The organism is Actinoplanes ianthinogenes (assembly GCF_018324205.1).
GTDB classification, from domain to species: domain Bacteria; phylum Actinomycetota; class Actinomycetes; order Mycobacteriales; family Micromonosporaceae; genus Actinoplanes; species Actinoplanes ianthinogenes.
Genome location: NZ_AP023356.1, coordinates 5948760 through 5966578 on the forward strand (window position 1 = coordinate 5948760; position 17819 = coordinate 5966578).

Genomic DNA, 17819 nt, shown 5'->3' on the forward strand with positions numbered 1-17819 from the left:
ATCAGGCCTCCTGGGTCTCGTCGCGCAGGCTGCGACCGGTCAGGGTGAGGAAGACGTCGTCGAGGGTCGGCCGGATCACCTCGACGGAGAGCGGCCGCAGGTCGAGCAGGGTCGGGACCAGCCGCGGCCCGTCCTCCGTGGTGATCACCACCCGGGTGCCCTCGCGGGTGCCCTCCCGGACGCGGGCCGCCTCCGCCTCCGAGGCGAAACCGAGGATCACCCGGTCACCGACGTGCTTGGCCTTGAGGCGCTGCGGGCTGTCGTCGGCGATGATCCGGCCGTGGTCGATCACGATCACCCGTTCGGCCATCGAGTCGGCCTCCTCCAGATAGTGCGTGGTCAGCACGATCGTGGTGCCGTGCTCCCGGCGCAGCCGGAGGATGTGCTCCTGGAGGTTGGCCCGGTTCTGCGGGTCCAGCCCGGTCGACGGCTCGTCGAGGAAGAGCAGCTCGGGCGCGTGGATCAGGCCCATCGCGATGTCCAGGCGGCGGCGCTGCCCGCCGGAGAGCGTGGAGACGGTCCGGTCGGCGACCTCGCCCAGGCCCAGCGAGTCGATCAGTTCGGCGGCGCGGGCGCGGGCCTGGCGGACCGGCAGGCCGTACGCGCGACCCTGGCTGATCAGCTCGTCCCGGCCGCGCTGGCTGTGCCCGGCGCCGTTGCCCTGTCCGATGTAGCCGATCCGCCGGCGCACCTCGCGCTGCCCGATGACCACGTCGAAGCCGGCCACCTCGGCGCTGCCCGAGGTCGGCGGGATCAGCGTGGTGAGCATCCGCAGCGTGGTGGACTTGCCGGCGCCGTTCGGCCCGAGCAGCGCGACCAGCTCGCCGTCCGTGACGTCGAGGGAGACACCGTCGACGGCGACCACGCTCTTGAACCGCTTCGTCAGTTCTCGCGTCGCAATCATCATGCCGTCGACGCTAGGGTGAGTTGCGGCCACTTTCTGGCCTCAATGCGAGGGATTCTGGACCCATGGCGAACACGAGTGCCCGGATGCTGCGACTGCTGTCGCTGCTGCAGACCCATCGCTACTGGCCCGGCGCGGAGCTGGCCGACCGCCTCGAGGTCAGCCCGCGCACGCTGCGCCGGGACGTGGACCGGTTGCGCGAGCTGGGCTATCCGGTGGACGCCAGCCGCGGCGTGGCCGGCGGCTACCAGTTGCAGGCCGGCGCCGCGGTGCCGCCGCTGCTGCTCGACGACGAGGAGGCGGTGGCCATCGCGGTCGGGCTGCGCAGCGCGGCGGCCGGCGCGGTCGCCGGCTTCGAGGAGACCTCGGTGCGTGCCCTGGCCAAGGTGATCCAGCTGCTGCCGCCCCGGCTGCGCCGCCGGATCGACGCGTTGCAGGCGGTGACCAGCCCCGGCGTCCTCGGCGGCGGGCCGACGCTGGACGCCGGGGTGCTGACCACGATCGCGATGGCCACCCGCGGCGAGGAGCGGCTGCGCTTCGACTACACCCCGCGCGACGGGGAGACCGCCCGCCGGTTCGCGGAGCCGCACCGGCTGGTCCCGCTCGGCCGGAGGTGGTACCTGCTGGCCTGGGACCTCGACCGCGGCGACTGGCGAAGCTTCCGGGTGGACCGGATCGCCGGACCGGCGCTGACCGGTGCCCGGTTCCGTCCCCGGGAGATCCCGGGCGGCGACCCGGTGGTCTGGCTGCGGTCGCGGATCCGCGCGATCCCCACCCGGCACGACGTGTCCGTCCTGCTGGAGACCGACCCCGAGCGGGTGACCGCGGTGGTCGGCCACTGGGGCACGATCGAACCGGTCCGCGACGGCGTCTGCCGGCTCCGGATGAACGTCGACGATCTCGGCTGGCCGACCATGGTGCTCGGCGTGCTGGGCGTGCCTTTCACCGTCGAATCACCCGCTGAGCTGCGGGAGAACGTGCAGGCGGTGGGCCGCAACCTGCTGCGCGGCACGACCCTCTGATCTGGACGGACCGACGCCCCCGTGGCGCCGGTCCGCATTCACGAAGGTAGCTATCGGGTGCGACAATTTCCCGTCAATTTTCGCCCGGAGCTTATATAAAAATCCCCTTAATCAAGGCCCGGGCGATCAGGATCGGGTCCGCGTTCCGGTGCCGGGTCCGCGGTGCGCCATCTCCGCCAGGATTTCCGTACGCCCGGAGCGCGCCGCCGCCTCAGGGGAGTGGGCGGCTGCGGATGTGGTCGTCGTGCCATTCGGCGCCGACCAGGAAGCGTTTCACGCCGATGATGGTGAAGCCGTGCTTGGCATAGAACTTCGCGGCCCGGACGTTCTGCTGATTCACCCCGAGCCAGCAGGACGCGGCGCCGGTCGCGGCCGCGGTCGCCAGGGTCCGCGTCATCAGCGCGTGGGCGGCGCCGGAGCCGTGCCGGTCCGGCGCGACGTAGAACTTGCTCAGCTCGACGCTGGTCGCCGCGTCCACCACGGCGGCCACGTCCGGGTCCGCGATCGGCCCGCGGACCAGCATCGCGTAGCCCACCGGACGGTCCTCGTCGAGGGCCAGCAGCAGGGTCCGGGCCGGGTCGGCGAGGTACGCGGTGAACCGCTCGGCGGACAGGTGGGTGGCGACGAACGCGTCGATGTCGGCCTGTGCGGTGCCCGGAGGGCAGGCCAATCCGAAGGTAAGTGTCGCCAGCGCGTGCAAAGGTTGCTCATCGCCCCGCGTGGCGTGACGCACAGTTATCGACATAGCGAAACAGTTTAGAGTCTTCAGAGTGCGCCCTCAGACGAAGCGGCTCGCCGATGTGATTCCGGCGCCCGCCCTGGTTGTTCCGGAACCGGCCGTGAGCTTCACCGTCGCCCCCGACGCCGTCGCGGCGCTCGCGGCGGCCCCGCGTGCGGACGGGCCGATCCGGCTCGCCCTCACCGACGCCGACGGCCTCGGACCCGAGGGATACCGCCTGGAGATCACCGCGACCGGTGTGACGCTGCGTGCCGCGGCGCCGGCCGGGCTGTTCTGGGGTGTGCAGACGCTGCGCCAGCTGGCCGCCGGGGACGGCGTGCTGCCCGGCGGGGTGATCGAGGACCGGCCCCGGTTCGCCTATCGCGGCGCGATGCTCGACCTGGCCCGGCACTTCTTCACCGCCGCCGAGATCCGCGCGCACATCGACCTGCTGGTCCAGTTCAAGATCAATCATCTGCACCTGCACCTCACCGACGACCAGGGCTGGCGGTTGGAGATCCCCGGCTGGCCGCGCCTCACCGAGGTCGGCGGCGGCCCGGGCACCGGCTGCGACGGCGCCGGGCCGGGCTTTCTCACCCTGGCCGACTACGCCGAGGTGGTGGCGTACGCCGCCGAGCGGTTCGTCACCGTGGTGCCGGAGATCGATATGCCGGGCCACGTGAACGCGGCCCTGGTGGCGTACCCGGAACTGACCGCGGACGGGCAGCCGGTCGCGCCGCGCACCGACGCCGAGGTCGGGTACAGCTCGCTGGTGGCCGGCAAGGAGGAGACGTACGCCTTCGTCGAGACCGTGCTGAAGACGGTGGCCGACGCGACGCCGGGGCCGTACCTGCACATCGGTGGCGACGAGTGCCTCTCCACCACGGCCGAGGACTACCGGGCGTTCCTGTCCCGGGTGCTGCCGCTGCCGGCGAAGTACGGCAAGCGGGCGATCGGCTGGCACGAGATCGCCGCGGCCGACCTGCCCGAGGGCACCGTGGTGCAGTACTGGCGGCCGCAGGACGAGGGGACGAACGTGGCCGCCGCGGTCGCCGCCGGTCACCAGGTGATCATGGCGCCGGCCGACCGGACGTATCTCGACATGAAGTACGACGAGACGACCCCGATCGGGTTGGACTGGGCCGGGCTGGTGCCGGTGCGGCGGGCGTACGACTGGGACCCGGCCGACCGGCTGCCCGGGGTGCCGGAGACCGCCCTGCTCGGGGTGGCCGCGCCGCTCTGGTCGGAGACCCTGCGCAGCGTCGCCGACCTCCAGTACCTGACGTTTCCGCGGCTCCCGGCGGTGGCCGAGGTGTCCTGGACCCCGCAGGCGGGCCGGGACTGGGACTCGTTCGCCGAGCGGCTCGCGGCGTTCGGCCCGCGCTGGGACGCGGCCGGTGTGACGTGGTTCCGCGCTCCGGAAATCGACTGGCCGGCCGGCTGATCGCCACGGGGCCCTCAGCCGTACCTCCGGCCACACGCCTAGGCTGGGCGTTTCTCGGTGGGAGGAGAGCGGCTTGAGCAACGATGCGCGAGCGGCGGCGAGGTCGGCCGCTGCCCTGGCCGGGTTCCTGATCGTCGCCGGACTGCAGCTGGCCGTGGTCCTCGGCGTGCTGTGGACCGTGCTGAAACTGCTGCCCACCGACTTCGCGCTGCGCGCCGGGGTGCCGCTGAGCATCGCCACGTTCGGCGCGCTCGGCTACGCCACCTGGCGGGCCCTGCGCTCACGCCGGCGGGTGCCGGCCGGGGTGGCGGTGCCGCGGGCCGACGCGCCGGAGCTGTGGGCGCTGGTGGACGCGGCCGCGACCGCCGCCGGCGTGACCCCGCCGGCCGGGCTGACCGTGGTCGCCGACGCCACCGTGGTGGTGGGGGAGCGGACCCGGGCGCTCGGGCTCGGCGGCGGACGGCGGGACCTCTACGTCGGGCTGCCGCTGTTGCAGGCGTGGGACCGCGGGCGGCTGCGGGCGGCGGTGGCGCACGAGCTGGCGCACGGCTCGGCACGGCTCGGGCGGTGGGCGCCGATGGCGTACCGCGGCCGGGTCGAGGTGGGCCGGCTGGCGTCCCGCTGGGGCCGGGGCCGCAACCCGGCCGCCGCCGTCTTCCGGGCGTACGCCCAGGTCTACCGGCGCTGGGACGCGCCGTTCAGCCGGGCCCAGGAGCTGGCCGCGGACCGGGTCGCCGCCGCGCACGCCGGGGCCGAGGCGGCCGCCGGCGCGCTGCGCGACCTGCCGGTGCTCGCCGGCATGCAGCGGTTGTTCCACGCCGAGTACGTCGGCCCCGGCTGGCAGGCCGGGCAGGTGCCGGACGACGTGTTCGGCGGCTTCCTGCGGGTGCTCGCGGCGCGGGCCGAGGACGTGGCGATCCTGCGGGCCCGCGGACCGGAGCCGGCCGGTGACTGGGACACCCACCCGCCGCTGGCCGAGCGGCTGGCCGCGCTGACGCCCGATTCGCCGGCGGCCCCGGCCGCGGCACCCGATGCGCCGACGGCTCCGGCGGCGCCCGGCTCCCCGGCCGCGCCGACGCCCGATTCCTCAGTAGACGATGAAAAAGAAGAACCGGCCGACGATCTGGTGCCCGACCTGCCCGGGCTGGGGCGCGCGTTGCAGGCCGTCGCCTTCCCGCCGGCCGGACGGACCGAGGTGAGCTGGGACGACTTCCTCAGCCTGGCCCGCACCGCCGAGATGGAGCGGGAGGCCGAGGCGGCCCTGGCCACCGTGGCCCGGGCGGTCGGCGCCCCGGTGCCGGATGCGGCCGGGGTGCTGGAGCTGGCCGCCGACGGCCGGCTGGCCACCGCGGCCGCGACCATCTTCCCCGGCCTCACCCCGGAGGAGACCGCCGACCGGATCGTCGACCTGCTCTCCCTGATGCTCGCCCTGGCCGCGCTGCGCAGCGGGGTGGCCCGCTGGCGGCACAGCTGGACCGGCACCGCCGAGCTGGTCGCCGCGGACGGCGCCCACCTGAACCTGACCGACGTGGCGGCGGCCGCGGCCGACCCGGAGCAGGCCGAGGCGGTCCGCGCCTACCTCGACCGGATCGGGGTGGACCTGGCCGCGTCCGGTGGCGACCGGCCGGCCGCCCGGGCGCAGGTGCTCGGTGGCCTGATCAACCTGTCGGCGGACGGCGAGCGGACCGACCTGCTCGTCACCGACCTGGGCCTCCTGCTGGTCCCGGGTCTGTCCCGGGGCAAGGGCGTGGAGGCCAAGCGACGGCTGCATCAGATCGCGGCCGGCGGCGTCCCGGTCTCCGGCGAGGCGACGGCCGCCGCCGGGACCGCCACCGCGGTGGCCACCCTGGAGCCGCCCGGCGACGGCCGGCGGTTCGTGCCGTTCGCCGAGGTGGCCACGGTCACCAGCCTGCCGGGCCGGCGGCGCGGGTGGGTGATCGGCCTGCACGGCGGGGGCGAGCTCACCCTGCGCCCGTCGCTGGACACCGACGAGCTCCCGGGCGGATGGGCCGCCTGGGACGACGCCGTCACCTTTCTCACCGGAACGCGCTGAAGTCTCCTCCCCGACGAATGAGTCACTGATGCGTCACTTCGGGTCACAATGACCTCAGCGGTTGTTGGCTTCCCGGATGCCCTTATTGGGTAGCAAGCCTCCGGGTGCCGAGCGAGACGATCGCTGGGACGTGGGGGGAGGCGCTATGGAGCGGGGGCCGACGGCGCTGTTCGGAGCCATCGTCGCGGTCGGGCTGGGCCCGGCGCTGTGGCTGGGCGTGCAACTCGCCACGGTCGGGACTCCGGCGTCCGGGACGCCACCGACCACGATTCGCCAGGAGCTGCCGGCCGCGGTGACCGACTCGGGTGGTCACGGCGCGGGCGAGGCCTCGGAGACCGCCGACCCGATCACCGACCGGACCGTGCCACCGCAGGGCGAGAAACCCGCCAAGCGCCCCGCACCGCGACCGCCGGCCGGCCCGTCACCCTCGCCGTCGCCGCCGGCCGGCCCGTCGCCGTCGCCGTCCGGGACGGTCAGCTCCGCGCCGACCGGCACCCCGCCCACCGAGTCCAGCACCGAGCCGTCGGCCGAGCCGTCGGATCGGGAGACGGAGCCGTCCACCCCGCCCACCGGCGACGACGGGCCGCCGTCGGCGGAGCCGTCCGAGACCTGGTGAGACGCGAACGGAGGGGAGCCCGCGGCGGGGCTCCCCTCCGTACCGAAATCGGGTCTCACAGGCCGAGCAGGCGGTCCAGAATGTCGCGGTAGGCCCGCAGCTCCACCCGCAGCGCCTCGGTGTCGTCGCCGCCGGAGGCGAGCGAACCGCGGTGCTGGCGCAGCGACGTGGTCAGTTTCTCGATGGTCTCGTCGACCAGCGCGGCGGCCTCGCCGGTGGTCGCCTTCGGGTCGTCGACGAAGCGGAGCTGGATCTCGCGCCAGCGGTCGCGCAGGGGCTGGGTCTCGGCCTCCGGGAAGAACGGCGCCGGGCCGGACGTGGTGCCGGTTCCGGCCTCGGCCGCTGCCGGGACGGTGGCGACGGCCACCACCGGTTCGGCATCCTCGACCTGCGGGTCCTCGAAAGTGCCCCGGTCCTCGATCGCCGCGTCCACGGTGTCGTCGTCCTTCCCGGCCGCCTCCTCCCGCTCCGCCCGTTCCTCCTCGTCGGCGAGCGCGTCGGCGTCCCGGTCCTCCTCGCGGGCGCGATCCCACGGGGTCGTCGGGTTCTCGTCACGGTCCACAGCGGACTCGTGGGCGCCGATCGGCTGGGTGGTGTCGGCGTCGTCGTCCCGGCGCACGTCGTCGATCTTCGTGGTGTCGTCGTCGTCCGAGTCGCGGTGGGCGCCGGTCTCGTCGGTGTGCTTCACCGGCTCGCCGGTGTGGTCCACCGGCTCGCCGGGCCGGTCGGCGGGCTCGTCCGTCCGGTCCGCCGGGGGTGTGTCGTGCCACGGCGACCCGGCGCGCTGCGACGGCACACCGTCGCTGCGGTCGTCCTGCTCGGCGGCGTTGTCCTGTGCCTCGTTGGAGAAGAAGCGCATCGTGGGGGCTCCTCAGCGGCTGGTGGCGTCGGTCTCGGGGGCGGGCTTCCCGGCCGGCTCGCCGGTCGGTTTCTCGGTCGTCGTCTCGGTCACGGAACGTTCCGCGGTGGTCCGCGGCGCGGGCACGGCGGTGGTGCCGCCCGGCACCGGGTCCTCGCCGAGCAGGTCGGCGAAGAGAGCCCGGTAGTGGACCAGCGCCTGGCGCAGGTCCTCGGTGCCGGCCTCGTCATTCTTACTGCGCTCGCTGATCTCGTGGGCCGCCCGGTAGTGCTCCAATGTGGTGGCGTGCTCGACGGAGAGGTTGGCGAGCCGCTCGTCGTAGTCCGCGGTCGGGTACCCGCGCTCGGTGATCAGGCGGGTGACCAGCTCGTCGGCGGTCGACACCGCCTCCTTCGGACTGTCCACGAAGCGGATCTGGACCTCCTCCCAGGCGGCGGTGTACTTGGCCCGGGACTCCGCGGAGAGCGGCGTGAGCTCCAGCTGGGCGTGCCGCTTCGTGCGTTCCAGCAGCTCGCGCTCCGCCTCGGTGCGGTTGCCGGTGTCGGCGACCACCCGGTCGTACTCGGGTCCGAAGGTCTGCTGGAGCTTGCGACGCCGGCCGGCCCGGACCGCGACCACGACCGCGGCCAGCACCAGCAGGATGACGATGATCAGGACGATGGTGGCGGTGGCGGACATCAGGTTCCTCCTTCTTCCCCCGGTGTCATGCCCACTCGGACCCATCCGTCAATCGCATCGGGCGAAACCTGTCGGAACCTCTGTCATAACTCCGACCTCGGTGAAGTGCGGATCTACAACGGCCGCTGCCGGACAAAGGGCATGGAAGGGAAGTTTCCGATGGCCCGAGACCTAGCTGTGACGGACGTCTTTCCGTATTCTTCGCCAGGCGCATCTCGCCCGGGCCGCCGTCCACTTCTGATCGGCCGGCTCCGGATCGCGGTGTGTCGCCGTTCCCTGCCGAACCCCCTCCGGGCGGAGCTTGATGAGAAGCCGCAACTGGTCGATCAGATCGAAGATCATCGCGATGGTCGCGGTGCCGCTCGCCGCGCTTCTCGCGCTGTGGGTCTTCGCGACGGCGGCGACCGCCGGGCCGGCCATGGATCTGCTCAACGCGCGCGACGTGGTGCTGCGGATGGGCGACCCGGGCCTGCAACTGATCGCGCAGATGCAGCGGGAGCGACACTTCTCCGCCGTCTACCTGGCCGCGCAGGAGACGCCGGGCACCGAGCTGAGGACCCAGCGGGCCGCGACCGACGCGGCGATCGCCGACCTCCGCTCCGCCACCGACGGGCTGGACATGTCCACGGACCTGCGGGCGCGGGTCGCGACGCTGTTCAGCGACTTCGACGCGCTCCAGGCGGTCCGGGCCCGGATCGACGCGCGCGAGATCAAGCTGCTCGACATGATGAACACGTACAACGACGTGGTCGACGCCGGCTTCGACGTCTCCGGCACCGCCGCGGTGTTCTTCCACGAGAAGGTCGACCGTGAGGTGCGCGCCCTGATCACCGGCTACCGCGGCCTGGAGTACCTGTCCCGGGTGGACGCGACGCTGGCCGGGGCGAACGCGGCCGGCAAGGTCGACGAGCGGACCCGTGGCCAGCTGATCGAGGACGTCGCCACCTCGCGGTACCTGCTGAAGTCGGGCGTCGCGGACATGCCGGAGAAGGCCCGCGGCGACTACGCCCAGCTGGTCACCCGGGGCTCCACCTTCGTCACGCTGGACGTGCTCCAGAACAAGCTGCTCAACCTGAGCTACACCGGCGCGGCGCCGCCGGTGAAGGGCACCGAGTGGCAGCCGGTGTTCGACCAGGTCTCCGCCGAGCTGCGCGCGTTCGAGTTGCGGACGGTCGACGCGGTCGTCTCGGACGCCACCCCGCTGGCCGTCACCGTGTTCGTCTGGCTGGGCCTGTCCGCGCTGACCGGCCTGGTCGCCTTCGTGCTGGCGATCTGGGTCTCGGTGCGGGTCGGCCGGTCGATCGTCGGCCGCCTGATCAAGCTGCGCCGGGAGGCTCTGGAGATGGCCTCCGACCGGCTGCCCACCGTGGTCCGCCGCCTCCAGCGCGGCGAGGCGGTCGACGTCGACGTCGAGACGCCCCCGCTGGATTACGGCAAGGACGAGATCGGCCAGGTCGGTCAGGCCTTCAACGACGTGCAGCGCACCGCGGTGCAGTCCGCCGTCGACGAGGCGAACGTCCGGCGCGGCATCAACGAGGTGTTCCTCAACATCGCCCGGCGCAGCCAGACGCTGCTGCACCGGCAGCTGTCGCTGCTGGACAAGATGGAGCGCCGGGAGACCGAGCCGCAGGAGCTGGAGGACCTCTACCGGGTCGACCACCTGGCCACCCGGATGCGGCGGCACGCCGAGGACCTGGTCATTCTGGCCGGCGCGGCGCCCGGCCGGGGCTGGCGCAACCCGGTTCCGGTGATCGACGTGGTCCGCGGCGCGATCAGTGAGGTGGAGGACTACAAGCGGGTCGACATCCGCGCGGTGGCCCCCTCCGCGCTCTTCGGCCGCGCCGTCGGTGACGTCATCCACCTGCTCGCCGAGCTGATCGAGAACGCGGCCTCGTTCTCCCCGCCGCACACCCGGGTGCAGGTCTCCGGGCAGGTGCTGCCGAACGGGTACGCCGTCGAGGTCGAGGACCGCGGCCTGGGCATGAGCGCGGAGGCGCTGGAGCAGGCGAACCGCCGGCTGGCCGAGCCACCCGACTTCGACCCGGCCGACAGCGCCCGGCTCGGCCTGTTCGTGGTGGCCCAGCTGGCCGTCCGGCACCACATCCGGGTGTCGTTGCAGCCCTCGCCGTACGGCGGGATCACCGCCGTGGTCCTGCTCCCGGGCGAGCTGGTCACCGAGGCGCCCGCACCGGCCGGCGCCAACGGCCGGTCGGCCGTCCCCGCGCCGGGCGGGAACACCCCGCTGGTCGGCTCCGGGACCGACGATCCGGCCAGGAGCTCGCTGGCCGCGCTCCAGTGGTCCGGCAACGGCAAGTTGCAGCAGGTGCCCGCGGTGCCCCGGCAGCGGACCACCAACGGCGAGTCGCTGCCGGCCGGCTCGCTCAACGGCGTGCACCCGGAGACCAAGGCGCTGACCGGCGGCGAGCCCGGCGGTCCCACGCCCAGCGCGATCGCGTCCGAGCTCAGCCCGGACGGCCTGGTGCAGCGCAAACGGATCCGGCGGACCCCGCAGGTCCCGCCGGCCGAGCAGCCCCCGGCGGCGACCGCCGGGCAGCTCGACGACGTGGCCGGTGCGCTCGGCGCGCCCCGCTCGGTGCCGCGCAACTCGGCGCCGCTGATGCCGACCTCGGCCGCGCCGCTGTTCACCACGCCGGAGCCACCCGGCCCGGCGGCGCCGACCTCGGCCGCCCCGATGTTCGTGGCGCCGACCTCGGCACCCCCGGCGGCGCCCGCCGTCTCGCCGGCGGCCGGCGGCGACGAGCCGACCGAGCAGCTGGAACCGGACGGCCTGCCCAAGCGGGTCCGGCAGGCCAGCCTGGCCCCGCAGCTGCGCCATCCGGTGGTGGAGCGGGAGTCCACCGCGCCGGAGCGTTCGCCGGAGCAGGTCCGTACGCTGATGAGCGCCCTGCAACTGGGCACCACCCGGGGTCGTATCCAGGCGTCGCGCGAGATGGCGAGCGCCAGGTCCACCCAGGACGAAGCAGTTTCCGGGGCCGACGGCGACACGGCCGGCGACCGTGCCGAGAGCCCCGGCGGTAATGAAAGCACCAGGCCGGAGAAGGACGCATAGTGGCACAGACGACGAAGCAGAGCGCGAACCTCACCTGGCTCCTCGACGACCTCGTCGAGCGGGTGCCGACCGCACAGCAGGCCGTGGTGCTCTCCGCGGACGGCCTGATGCTGGGCGCGTCGGCCGCGATGAGCCGGGAGGACGCCGAGCATCTCTCGGCGATGGCGGCCGGATTCCAGAGCCTGGCCAAGGGCGCGAGCCGGCATTTCGGGGCCGGGCAGGTCCGCCAGACGGTGGTGGAGATGGAGGAGGCGTTCCTCTTCGTCACCGCCGCCGGGCAGGGCGCCTGTCTGGCCGTGCTGGCCTCGGCCGACGCCGACCTCGGCCTGATCGCCTACGAGATGGCGATGCTGGTCACCCGGGTCGGCCAGACGATGAGCGCCCCGGAACGCACTTTGGCGCCCGATGCCCTCTGAGCCTGCCGACATGGCACACGACTGGATGGATCACGACGCCGGGCCGGTGGTCCGTCCGTACGCGGTGACCCAGGGCCGCGTCGCGCCGTCCGGCGGCGACTTCGACCTGGTCGCGTTCGTGGTGGCCACCGTGCCGGACCTGGCGCCCGGCATCCAGTTGCAGCCGGAGCACCACGCCATCGTGGCCGCCGCCTGGGAGCCGATCTCCGTGGTCGAGCTGGCGTCCCACCTGGACCTGTCGATCGGCGTGGTCCGGGTTCTCCTCGGTGATCTACGCTCGGCGGGTCTCATCTCGCTGTACGAACCCCCCGCGGCCACCCAGCCGCACGACGTCGACGTTCTCAAGGCGGTTGTCAATGGACTCCGTGCGCTCTGACCGCGCCAGCGGTTCGCGCATCCCGGTCGCCCTCAAGATTCTGATCGCGGGCGGTTTCGGCGTGGGCAAGACCACCATGGTCGGGTCGGTCAGCGAGATCCGCCCGCTGCAGACCGAGGAGGTTCTCACCGGGGCCGAGGGCGCCGACGACGTGTCCGGTGTGGAGGGCAAGACCACCACCACGGTGACCATGGACTTCGGCCGGATCACGATCACCGAGGACCTCCAGCTCTACCTGTTCGGCACGCCCGGACAGGACCGGTTCTGGTTCCTCTGGGACGAGCTGTCGCAGGGCGCGCTCGGCGCGGTGGTGCTGGCCGACACCCGCCGGCTGGCCGACTGCTTCCCGTCGATCGACTACTTCGAGCAGCGTGGCACGCCGTTCGTGGTCGCGGTGAACGACTTCGACGCCGCGCAGCGGTTCGGCCCGGACGCGGTGGCCCGCGCCCTGGACCTGGACCCGGGCGTGCCGGTGGTGCTCTTCGACGCGCGTGACCAGGTGGCCGCCCGCAACGTGCTGATCGAGCTGGTGGAGTACGTCGCCCGCCGGCAGTTCGCGGCGGCCGGCAGCCGCTGAGCCGGGGCTACCACCCCAGGCAGATCAGCCAGGACTCGGCCCGGCGCAGCTGGCGCTGGGTCAGCACGCCCCGCGACACCAGATCCGCGGGCTGCCGGTACGGCCCGTTGTAGTGCCGGTCCATCCCGATCCGGTGTGCCTCGGCGGGGCTGATCCCGGGCACCCGGGTCAGCTCGTGCGGCGGCGCGTTGTTCACGTCGACCAGCCCGCCGTCGTCGAGGTACCGCAGCAGGTCGGGCCGCCCGATGCCGGCCTGCACGGCGGCCGCCGGGTCGATCGCGGCGAACCGCCGGGCCAGGTCCCGCCGGGTCCGCGCGGACCGGGTGTCGCCGCCCTGCACGGCCAGGATGACGCCGTGCACGGTGGAACCGAGCCAGAGCAGCAGCCAGGAGGAGACCGCGACGCCCTCGGCCGCGGTGGTGGTGTCCGAGTCGATCGGGGACGGGTCGATCTCGAACCACATGACGATCCACGGCAGCATGGCGAAGTAGGCGCCGGCGACCACGTAGTGGTACCACCGGCCGCGCTGGATCGCCGCGTAGAGGAAGTAGACCCAGGCCGCCACCCCGCAGGTGAGGAACGGGGCCGCGCCCGCCGCCACGATCTCCAGCCAGCGCGCGTGGCCGCGCTGCGGCTGCAACATCGTCGGGGAGAACGGCGGGGACACCGGCGCCGGCGAGACCGGGGGCGGTGAGACCGGGGGCGGGGAGGTCGGCGTGTACGGCGCCGGCGACACCGGATCCGGTGGCGGCGGCTGCTCCAGCTCCCCGCGCAGGATCCGCCGGTGCACCTCCTGCATCCGCTCGCCCGGCTCGGCCCCGAGCTCGTCCAGGAAGAACTCCCGGGTGTCCCGGAACACGGCGAGCGCCTCGGCCTGCCGCCCGGCCCGGTGCAGGGCCAGCATCAGCTGCGCGCGCAGCCCCTCCCGCAGCGGGAAGTCGTGGGTCAGCCGGGTCAGCTCGCCGACCAGCCCGGCGTCGTCGCCGTGGGCCAGCCGGATCTCCGCCCACAGCTCCCAGGCGCTGGCCCGGTCCTCGGCCAGCGCGGCCCGGGCGGTCTCGAAGATCGGCCCGGTCAGTCCGTCCAGCGCGTCGCCGTGCCAGAGCGCGAGCCCGGCCCGGACGGTCTCGGCGGCCTGATCGGCCCGGCCGGCCCGCTGCTCGGTCCCGGCCCGGGCCAGCGCGGCCCGGAACACCTCGGCGTCCAGCGCGTCGGCGCCGATCGCCAGCGTGTATCCGCCGGCGGACAGCGTGAGCCGCTCCCGGCCGAGGGCGCGGCGCAGCCCGGCGACATATTTCTGCACCACGTTGGCGCCGTTCTCGGGTGGGTCGGCGCCCCACACCGCGTCGACGATCCGGGTGGTCGGCACCGGCTTGCCCGGGCTCAGCAGCAGCACGGCCAGGACCGCCCGCTGTTTGGCCGGGCCCAGGTCGACCGGGTCGGGTCCGCGGAAGGCGCGCAGCGGTCCGAGGATCTCGAACCGTGTCTCCGGCTCCACCCCCGTGTACCCCCTGTGACCAGCGCTTTCCTCGAGACGGCAGCGGAACGGCAGCCGGCAGCAGCATAGCCGCAGCGCTACGGCAGACCCACCGGGGAGCCTTTGATCCGTCGATGCGCTACTGGAGAAGGACTGACGATGACTGTGCTGACCAAGCGACTGGCCGCCGCGGCGGCACTCCTGATCCTGGCCGGCTGCGGGCAGGCCGGCGGTGAGGCCGGCAAGCCGGCGCCGCCGAAGCCCGCGGACACTTTGAAGAAGGCGGTGCCGAGCACCGCGACCGACGTCTTCCACTACACGATCACCGGCGGCGAGCAGACCGCGTCCGGGATCGTCGACAGCGCCAAGAAGACGTTGACCACCGAGATCAGTCAGAAGATCGCGGACGGCGGGTTCACCCTGACCATGAAGTTCCTGGTGGTCGGCGGCGACTCGTGGGCCAAGATCTCGTTCGGCGACGCACCGGCCGGCGCGGGCCTGCCCAAGCTGCCGAAGAAGTGGATGAAGCTGGACACCAAGAAGCTCGGCGCCGAGGCGGAGCGCGAGCTGACGTACGCCGGGCAGACCGACCCCGGCTACCTGAGCACCCTGGTCGACGCGGCGTCCGGCCTGACCGAGAAGTCGTCCGGTCACTTCGCCGGCACCGTGGACCTGACCCGGGCGACCGAGGCCGAGATCGTCGAGGCGGCGACGCTCACCGCGCTGGGCGAGAAGGCGAAGGCGGTGCCGTTCGAGGCGACCGTGGACGCCCAGGGCCGGATCAGCACGGCGACCGTGCGGGTCCCGGCGGCCGGCCAGGCCAAGGCGCTCACCTATCAGGTCACCTACGACCAGTACGGCAGCGCCGCGTCGCCGGCGGCGCCGACCGGCTCGGCCCAGGTGGACGCCCCGAAGGCGGCGTACGACCTGTTGAACGGCTAGGCCGGGGCGGGTGCGGGGCCGGTACTGCCCCGCACCACCAGGGTGGCGGGCAGGAGAAGGTGCGGAGTCTCGGGGGAGTGCCGAAGCGCGGCGTTCAGCAGCGCGGCGGCGTTCCGCCCCTTCTCCTGGACGTCCTGGTGGACCGTGGTGAGGGCCGGCTGCATCTGGGTGGCGATCGGGCCGTCGTCGAAGCCGACCAGCGAGAGGTCCTCCGGGATCCGCAGCCCGAGGTCGCCGGCGGCCTGCCGGACGCCGATGGCGGTGACGTCGGAGAAGCACAGCACGGCGGTCGGCCGGTCCGCCCGGGACAGCAGCTCCCGGGCGTCGGCGCGGAGCAGGTCGACCCGCTCGAACGGCTGCCGGATCACCGGCGGCGTGATCCCGGCCGGGCCGAGCACGTCGTTCCAGCCGAGGCGGCGCTGGATCGAGGCATACCCCTCGACCGGCACGTCGGTGTCGGCGATCAGCCCGTACGGCCCGTGCGCGCCGACGGTGGCGTACGCGATCCGGGTGTGCCCGAGGCCGACCAGGTGCCGGGCGGCGTCCCGGGCGGCCTCGCGGTCCGCGACGTTCACACAGGCGTACCCGTCGATCGGGGCCTGGTCGACGAAGACCAGCGGCAGCCGGCGGCGTTGCAGCCAGCCCACCGCCGGTGAGGTCGGGTCGCAGGAGTAGATCAGCGCGCCGTCCATCGCCACGTCCCGGGCCGGGATCAGATCGCCGGTCGACGCCGAGCTGAGCAGGGTGATGGCGAGCCCGGTCGGTGCCAGCTCCTCGGCGATCGCGCCGAGGAAGCCGCCGGCCACCAGGTCGGTGAAGGCGTAGCGCAGCGAGTCGGTGAGCAGGATGCCGATCGTGCCGGTGGTGCCCTTGGCCAGGGCCCGGGCGGTCGGGTCGGGGCCCGCGTAACCCAGCTCCTGAGCCGCGGCGAGGATCCGCTCGCGCAGGGTGGGGGAGAGCTGATCGGGCCGGGAGAAGGCGTTGGACACCGTCATCCGGCTCACGCCGACCCGGTCGGCGATGGTCTGCAGGGTCACCCGGGGCACCGCTCCACCGTAGAGCGCGCCCCCGGCCGGACGGTGGCCGGAGGCGCGCTCCCTCACCGGAAGAGGGCCTCGGGCCGCCGGCCGCCGGGCGCGACGGCCGCGGAGAACCGGTAGAGCGTGCGGGCGAGTGAGGTGCGCAGGCGCGGCGGCTTCTCGGCGAAGGGCACGACCGGCGCGTCCGGCCGGGCGCTCAGCACCTCGCGGCTGGCGGCGTGCAGCCCGCGGACGTAAGCGGTGGGAAGCTCCATGACGTCCTCCAATCTGTACCGGTACAGTACCGCGACCTTTCTATACCGGTCAAGAAGCGGTCCCTGCGGAGTTTGCCCGGCCGCCTGTGATGGGATCGTGGGCATGGGTGCGAACGCTGAGTACGTCTTCGTCGGTTGCTACACCGGGGACAAGGGAGGTGAGGGCGACGGCATCACGCTGCTGCGGCGCGATCCGGCGACCGGCGAGCTGACCCGGCTCGGCCTGGCCGCCCGCACCCCGTCACCGTCCTTCCTCGCCCGGCACCCGGCCCTGCCGGTCCTCTACGCGGTCAACGAGCTGGACGAGGGCACCGTCTCCGCCTTCACGGTCGCCCCGGACTGCTCGCTGATCCCGCTCGCGGTCCGGCCCACCGGCGGCGCCGACCCCTGCCACCTCGCGGTCACCGCGGACGGCCACCACCTGGTGGTGGCGAACTACTCGGGTGGCTCGGTCGCCGTGTTCCCGCTCGACGGCGACGGCGCCCCGGGCGAGCGCACCGACCTGCTCACGCTCACCGGCTCCGGCCCGGACGCGGAGCGGCAGACCGGCCCGCACGCGCACATGGTCGTCCCGGACCCGAACGGGCCGGACGTGCTCATCTCCGACCTGGGCTCGGACCGGGTGTGGCGGTCCCGGCTGGACCCGGTCTCCGGACGGCTCGGGGCGCCGGAGCCGGCGGTGCAGGCCGAGCCGGGGACCGGCCCGCGGCACCTGACCCACTCGGCGGACGGCGCGCTGCTCCTGGCCGGCGAGCTGACCGGCACGCTCAGCTGGTACCGCGCGGCCGGCGGCCCGACCCTGGAGCACCGCGGCGAGGTGCCGGCGAGCGAGGTGACCGGTCCGGTCCATCCGTCCGAGGTGACCACGGGGCGCGACGGCCGGTTCGTCTATCTGGCGAACCGTGGTCCGGACACCGTGTCGACCTTCGCCTGGGACGGGGAGAGCGCGATCCGGATCGCCGAGACATCGACCGGCGGCACCTGGCCGCGGCACATGATCTTGATTGGCGATCACCTCTACGTAGCCAATGAGCGTTCACACAACGTGACAGTTTTCCGGGTCGATCCGGAGACCGGAATTCCCGTTCCGCACGGTGAGCCGGCCACTGAGCCGAGCCCCACCTGCCTGCTCCGCTGGACCCCGGCGATGATCAGGTCATAGGCCAGATCGGGCACCCGGGCATGTCTGTGATCTTTACGCAGAAATCCGGCACCCGGGTGCCCGAACCTGATACTGATCGAGATGGCGTCGTCACGCTGGGTGTTTCCTAGATCGGAGAACGCCAATCTGAGTAATTTTCGACCGAACGTATATGGCATTCAGCTCTCGACATGCGCACTATGGAGCGCGTGTCTGGCCGCCATCGTAGGAA

The 17819-nt window shown here is 73.3% G+C and carries 17 protein-coding genes; 10 read left to right on the top strand and 7 right to left on the bottom strand.

What is annotated here, in order from left to right; translation table 11 throughout:
- Position 1: 1 nt before the first annotated feature.
- The gene (locus tag Aiant_RS26945; protein WP_229829907.1) at positions 2-907 is read right to left on the bottom strand and encodes an ABC transporter ATP-binding protein; all 906 of its coding nucleotides are present in this window, start codon (positions 905-907) and stop codon (positions 2-4) included.
- 62 nt (positions 908-969) lie between these two features.
- Between Aiant_RS26945 and Aiant_RS26950 the strand changes: the two genes are divergently transcribed.
- A complete protein-coding gene (locus Aiant_RS26950; RefSeq protein WP_229829908.1) occupies positions 970-1926 on the top strand; it encodes a helix-turn-helix transcriptional regulator in 957 nt (318 codons plus the stop codon).
- 211 nt (positions 1927-2137) lie between these two features.
- Here the strand turns inward: Aiant_RS26950 and Aiant_RS26955 are convergent, their stop codons facing one another.
- Entirely contained in the window at positions 2138-2596 is a 459-nt protein-coding gene (locus Aiant_RS26955; protein WP_229829909.1) for a GNAT family N-acetyltransferase, read from the bottom strand.
- Positions 2597-2696: 100 nt separating this feature from the next.
- Between Aiant_RS26955 and Aiant_RS26960 the strand changes: the two genes are divergently transcribed.
- The 3 genes from Aiant_RS26960 (at position 2697) to Aiant_RS26970 (ending at position 6757) form a co-directional block, all read left to right on the top strand.
- On the top strand, positions 2697-4088 hold the full coding sequence (locus Aiant_RS26960) for a family 20 glycosylhydrolase (protein WP_189329615.1): 1392 nt from the start codon (positions 2697-2699) through the stop codon (positions 4086-4088).
- A gap of 73 nt (positions 4089-4161) precedes the next feature.
- Positions 4162-6141 (top strand): M48 family metallopeptidase, encoded by a 1980-nt coding sequence (locus Aiant_RS26965; protein ID WP_189329616.1) that lies wholly within the window; start codon positions 4162-4164, stop codon positions 6139-6141.
- A 145-nt stretch (positions 6142-6286) separates the two neighbouring features.
- Positions 6287-6757 carry a hypothetical protein gene (locus tag Aiant_RS26970; protein WP_189329617.1) on the top strand — a complete coding sequence of 157 codons (471 nt, stop codon included), beginning with the start codon at positions 6287-6289 and terminating at the stop codon, positions 6755-6757.
- A 55-nt stretch (positions 6758-6812) separates the two neighbouring features.
- Here the strand turns inward: Aiant_RS26970 and Aiant_RS26975 are convergent, their stop codons facing one another.
- Together Aiant_RS26975 and Aiant_RS26980 are read right to left on the bottom strand one after the other, a co-directional pair.
- Entirely contained in the window at positions 6813-7616 is an 804-nt protein-coding gene (locus tag Aiant_RS26975; protein ID WP_189329618.1) for a hypothetical protein, read from the bottom strand.
- A gap of 12 nt (positions 7617-7628) precedes the next feature.
- Complete coding sequence (locus Aiant_RS26980) at positions 7629-8294, bottom strand: hypothetical protein (RefSeq protein ID WP_189329619.1); 666 nt, start codon at positions 8292-8294, stop codon at positions 7629-7631.
- Positions 8295-8598: 304 nt separating this feature from the next.
- Here Aiant_RS26980 and Aiant_RS26985 point away from each other — a divergent pair, with 304 nt between their 5' ends.
- Genes Aiant_RS26985 through Aiant_RS27000 form a run of 4 tightly spaced genes read left to right on the top strand, consistent with a single transcriptional unit; the run spans position 8599 to position 12733 of the window.
- Positions 8599-11364: a nitrate- and nitrite sensing domain-containing protein gene (locus Aiant_RS26985; protein ID WP_189329620.1), complete on the top strand. Its 2766-nt coding sequence runs from the start codon at positions 8599-8601 to the stop codon at positions 11362-11364.
- Positions 11364-11780, top strand: a complete 417-nt coding sequence (locus Aiant_RS26990; protein ID WP_189329621.1) for a roadblock/LC7 domain-containing protein — start codon at positions 11364-11366, stop codon at positions 11778-11780. The genes Aiant_RS26985 and Aiant_RS26990 overlap by 1 nt, the downstream gene beginning before the upstream one ends.
- Before the next feature lie 10 nt (positions 11781-11790).
- Complete coding sequence (locus tag Aiant_RS26995) at positions 11791-12156, top strand: DUF742 domain-containing protein (protein ID WP_425322621.1); 366 nt, start codon at positions 11791-11793, stop codon at positions 12154-12156.
- Entirely contained in the window at positions 12137-12733 is a 597-nt protein-coding gene (locus Aiant_RS27000; protein ID WP_189329623.1) for a GTP-binding protein, read from the top strand. Before Aiant_RS26995 ends, Aiant_RS27000 begins: the two co-directional genes overlap by 20 nt.
- 7 nt (positions 12734-12740) lie before the next feature.
- Here Aiant_RS27000 and Aiant_RS27005 read toward each other — a convergent pair whose 3' ends face one another.
- Positions 12741-14231, bottom strand: a complete 1491-nt coding sequence (locus tag Aiant_RS27005; RefSeq protein ID WP_189329624.1) for an AfsR/SARP family transcriptional regulator — start codon at positions 14229-14231, stop codon at positions 12741-12743.
- Between the two features lie 138 nt (positions 14232-14369).
- Between Aiant_RS27005 and Aiant_RS27010 the strand changes: the two genes are divergently transcribed.
- Entirely contained in the window at positions 14370-15152 is a 783-nt protein-coding gene (locus Aiant_RS27010) for a hypothetical protein (RefSeq protein WP_189329625.1), read from the top strand.
- On the opposite strand, the gene Aiant_RS27015 is transcribed toward Aiant_RS27010, so the two are convergent.
- Positions 15149-16198: a LacI family DNA-binding transcriptional regulator gene (locus Aiant_RS27015; RefSeq protein ID WP_189329626.1), complete on the bottom strand. Its 1050-nt coding sequence runs from the start codon at positions 16196-16198 to the stop codon at positions 15149-15151. The genes Aiant_RS27010 and Aiant_RS27015 overlap by 4 nt on opposite strands.
- A 53-nt stretch (positions 16199-16251) precedes the next feature.
- Positions 16252-16446: a hypothetical protein gene (locus tag Aiant_RS27020; RefSeq protein WP_189329627.1), complete on the bottom strand. Its 195-nt coding sequence runs from the start codon at positions 16444-16446 to the stop codon at positions 16252-16254.
- 103 nt (positions 16447-16549) lie between these two features.
- Between Aiant_RS27020 and Aiant_RS27025 the strand changes: the two genes are divergently transcribed.
- Positions 16550-17608 (top strand): lactonase family protein, encoded by a 1059-nt coding sequence (locus tag Aiant_RS27025; protein WP_189329628.1) that lies wholly within the window; start codon positions 16550-16552, stop codon positions 17606-17608.
- Positions 17609-17819: the final 211 nt, after the last annotated feature.

What these genes read in the sequence shown, in the direction of transcription:
- Aiant_RS26945 (WP_229829907.1), bottom strand. Translation starts at nt 907, where the DNA reads ATGATGATTGCGACGCGAGAACTGACGAAGCGGTTCAAGAGCGTGGTC.
- Aiant_RS26950 (WP_229829908.1), top strand. Translation starts at nt 970, where the DNA reads ATGGCGAACACGAGTGCCCGGATGCTGCGACTGCTGTCGCTGCTGCAG.
- Aiant_RS26970 (WP_189329617.1), top strand. Translation starts at nt 6,287, where the DNA reads ATGGAGCGGGGGCCGACGGCGCTGTTCGGAGCCATCGTCGCGGTCGGG.
- Aiant_RS26975 (WP_189329618.1), bottom strand. Translation starts at nt 7,616, where the DNA reads ATGCGCTTCTTCTCCAACGAGGCACAGGACAACGCCGCCGAGCAGGAC.
- Aiant_RS26980 (WP_189329619.1), bottom strand. Translation starts at nt 8,294, where the DNA reads ATGTCCGCCACCGCCACCATCGTCCTGATCATCGTCATCCTGCTGGTG.
- Aiant_RS26985 (WP_189329620.1), top strand. Translation starts at nt 8,599, where the DNA reads ATGAGAAGCCGCAACTGGTCGATCAGATCGAAGATCATCGCGATGGTC.
- Aiant_RS26995 (WP_425322621.1), top strand. Translation starts at nt 11,791, where the DNA reads ATGGCACACGACTGGATGGATCACGACGCCGGGCCGGTGGTCCGTCCG.
- Aiant_RS27000 (WP_189329623.1), top strand. Translation starts at nt 12,137, where the DNA reads ATGGACTCCGTGCGCTCTGACCGCGCCAGCGGTTCGCGCATCCCGGTC.
- Aiant_RS27010 (WP_189329625.1), top strand. Translation starts at nt 14,370, where the DNA reads ATGACTGTGCTGACCAAGCGACTGGCCGCCGCGGCGGCACTCCTGATC.
- Aiant_RS27020 (WP_189329627.1), bottom strand. Translation starts at nt 16,446, where the DNA reads ATGGAGCTTCCCACCGCTTACGTCCGCGGGCTGCACGCCGCCAGCCGC.
- Aiant_RS27025 (WP_189329628.1), top strand. Translation starts at nt 16,550, where the DNA reads ATGGGTGCGAACGCTGAGTACGTCTTCGTCGGTTGCTACACCGGGGAC.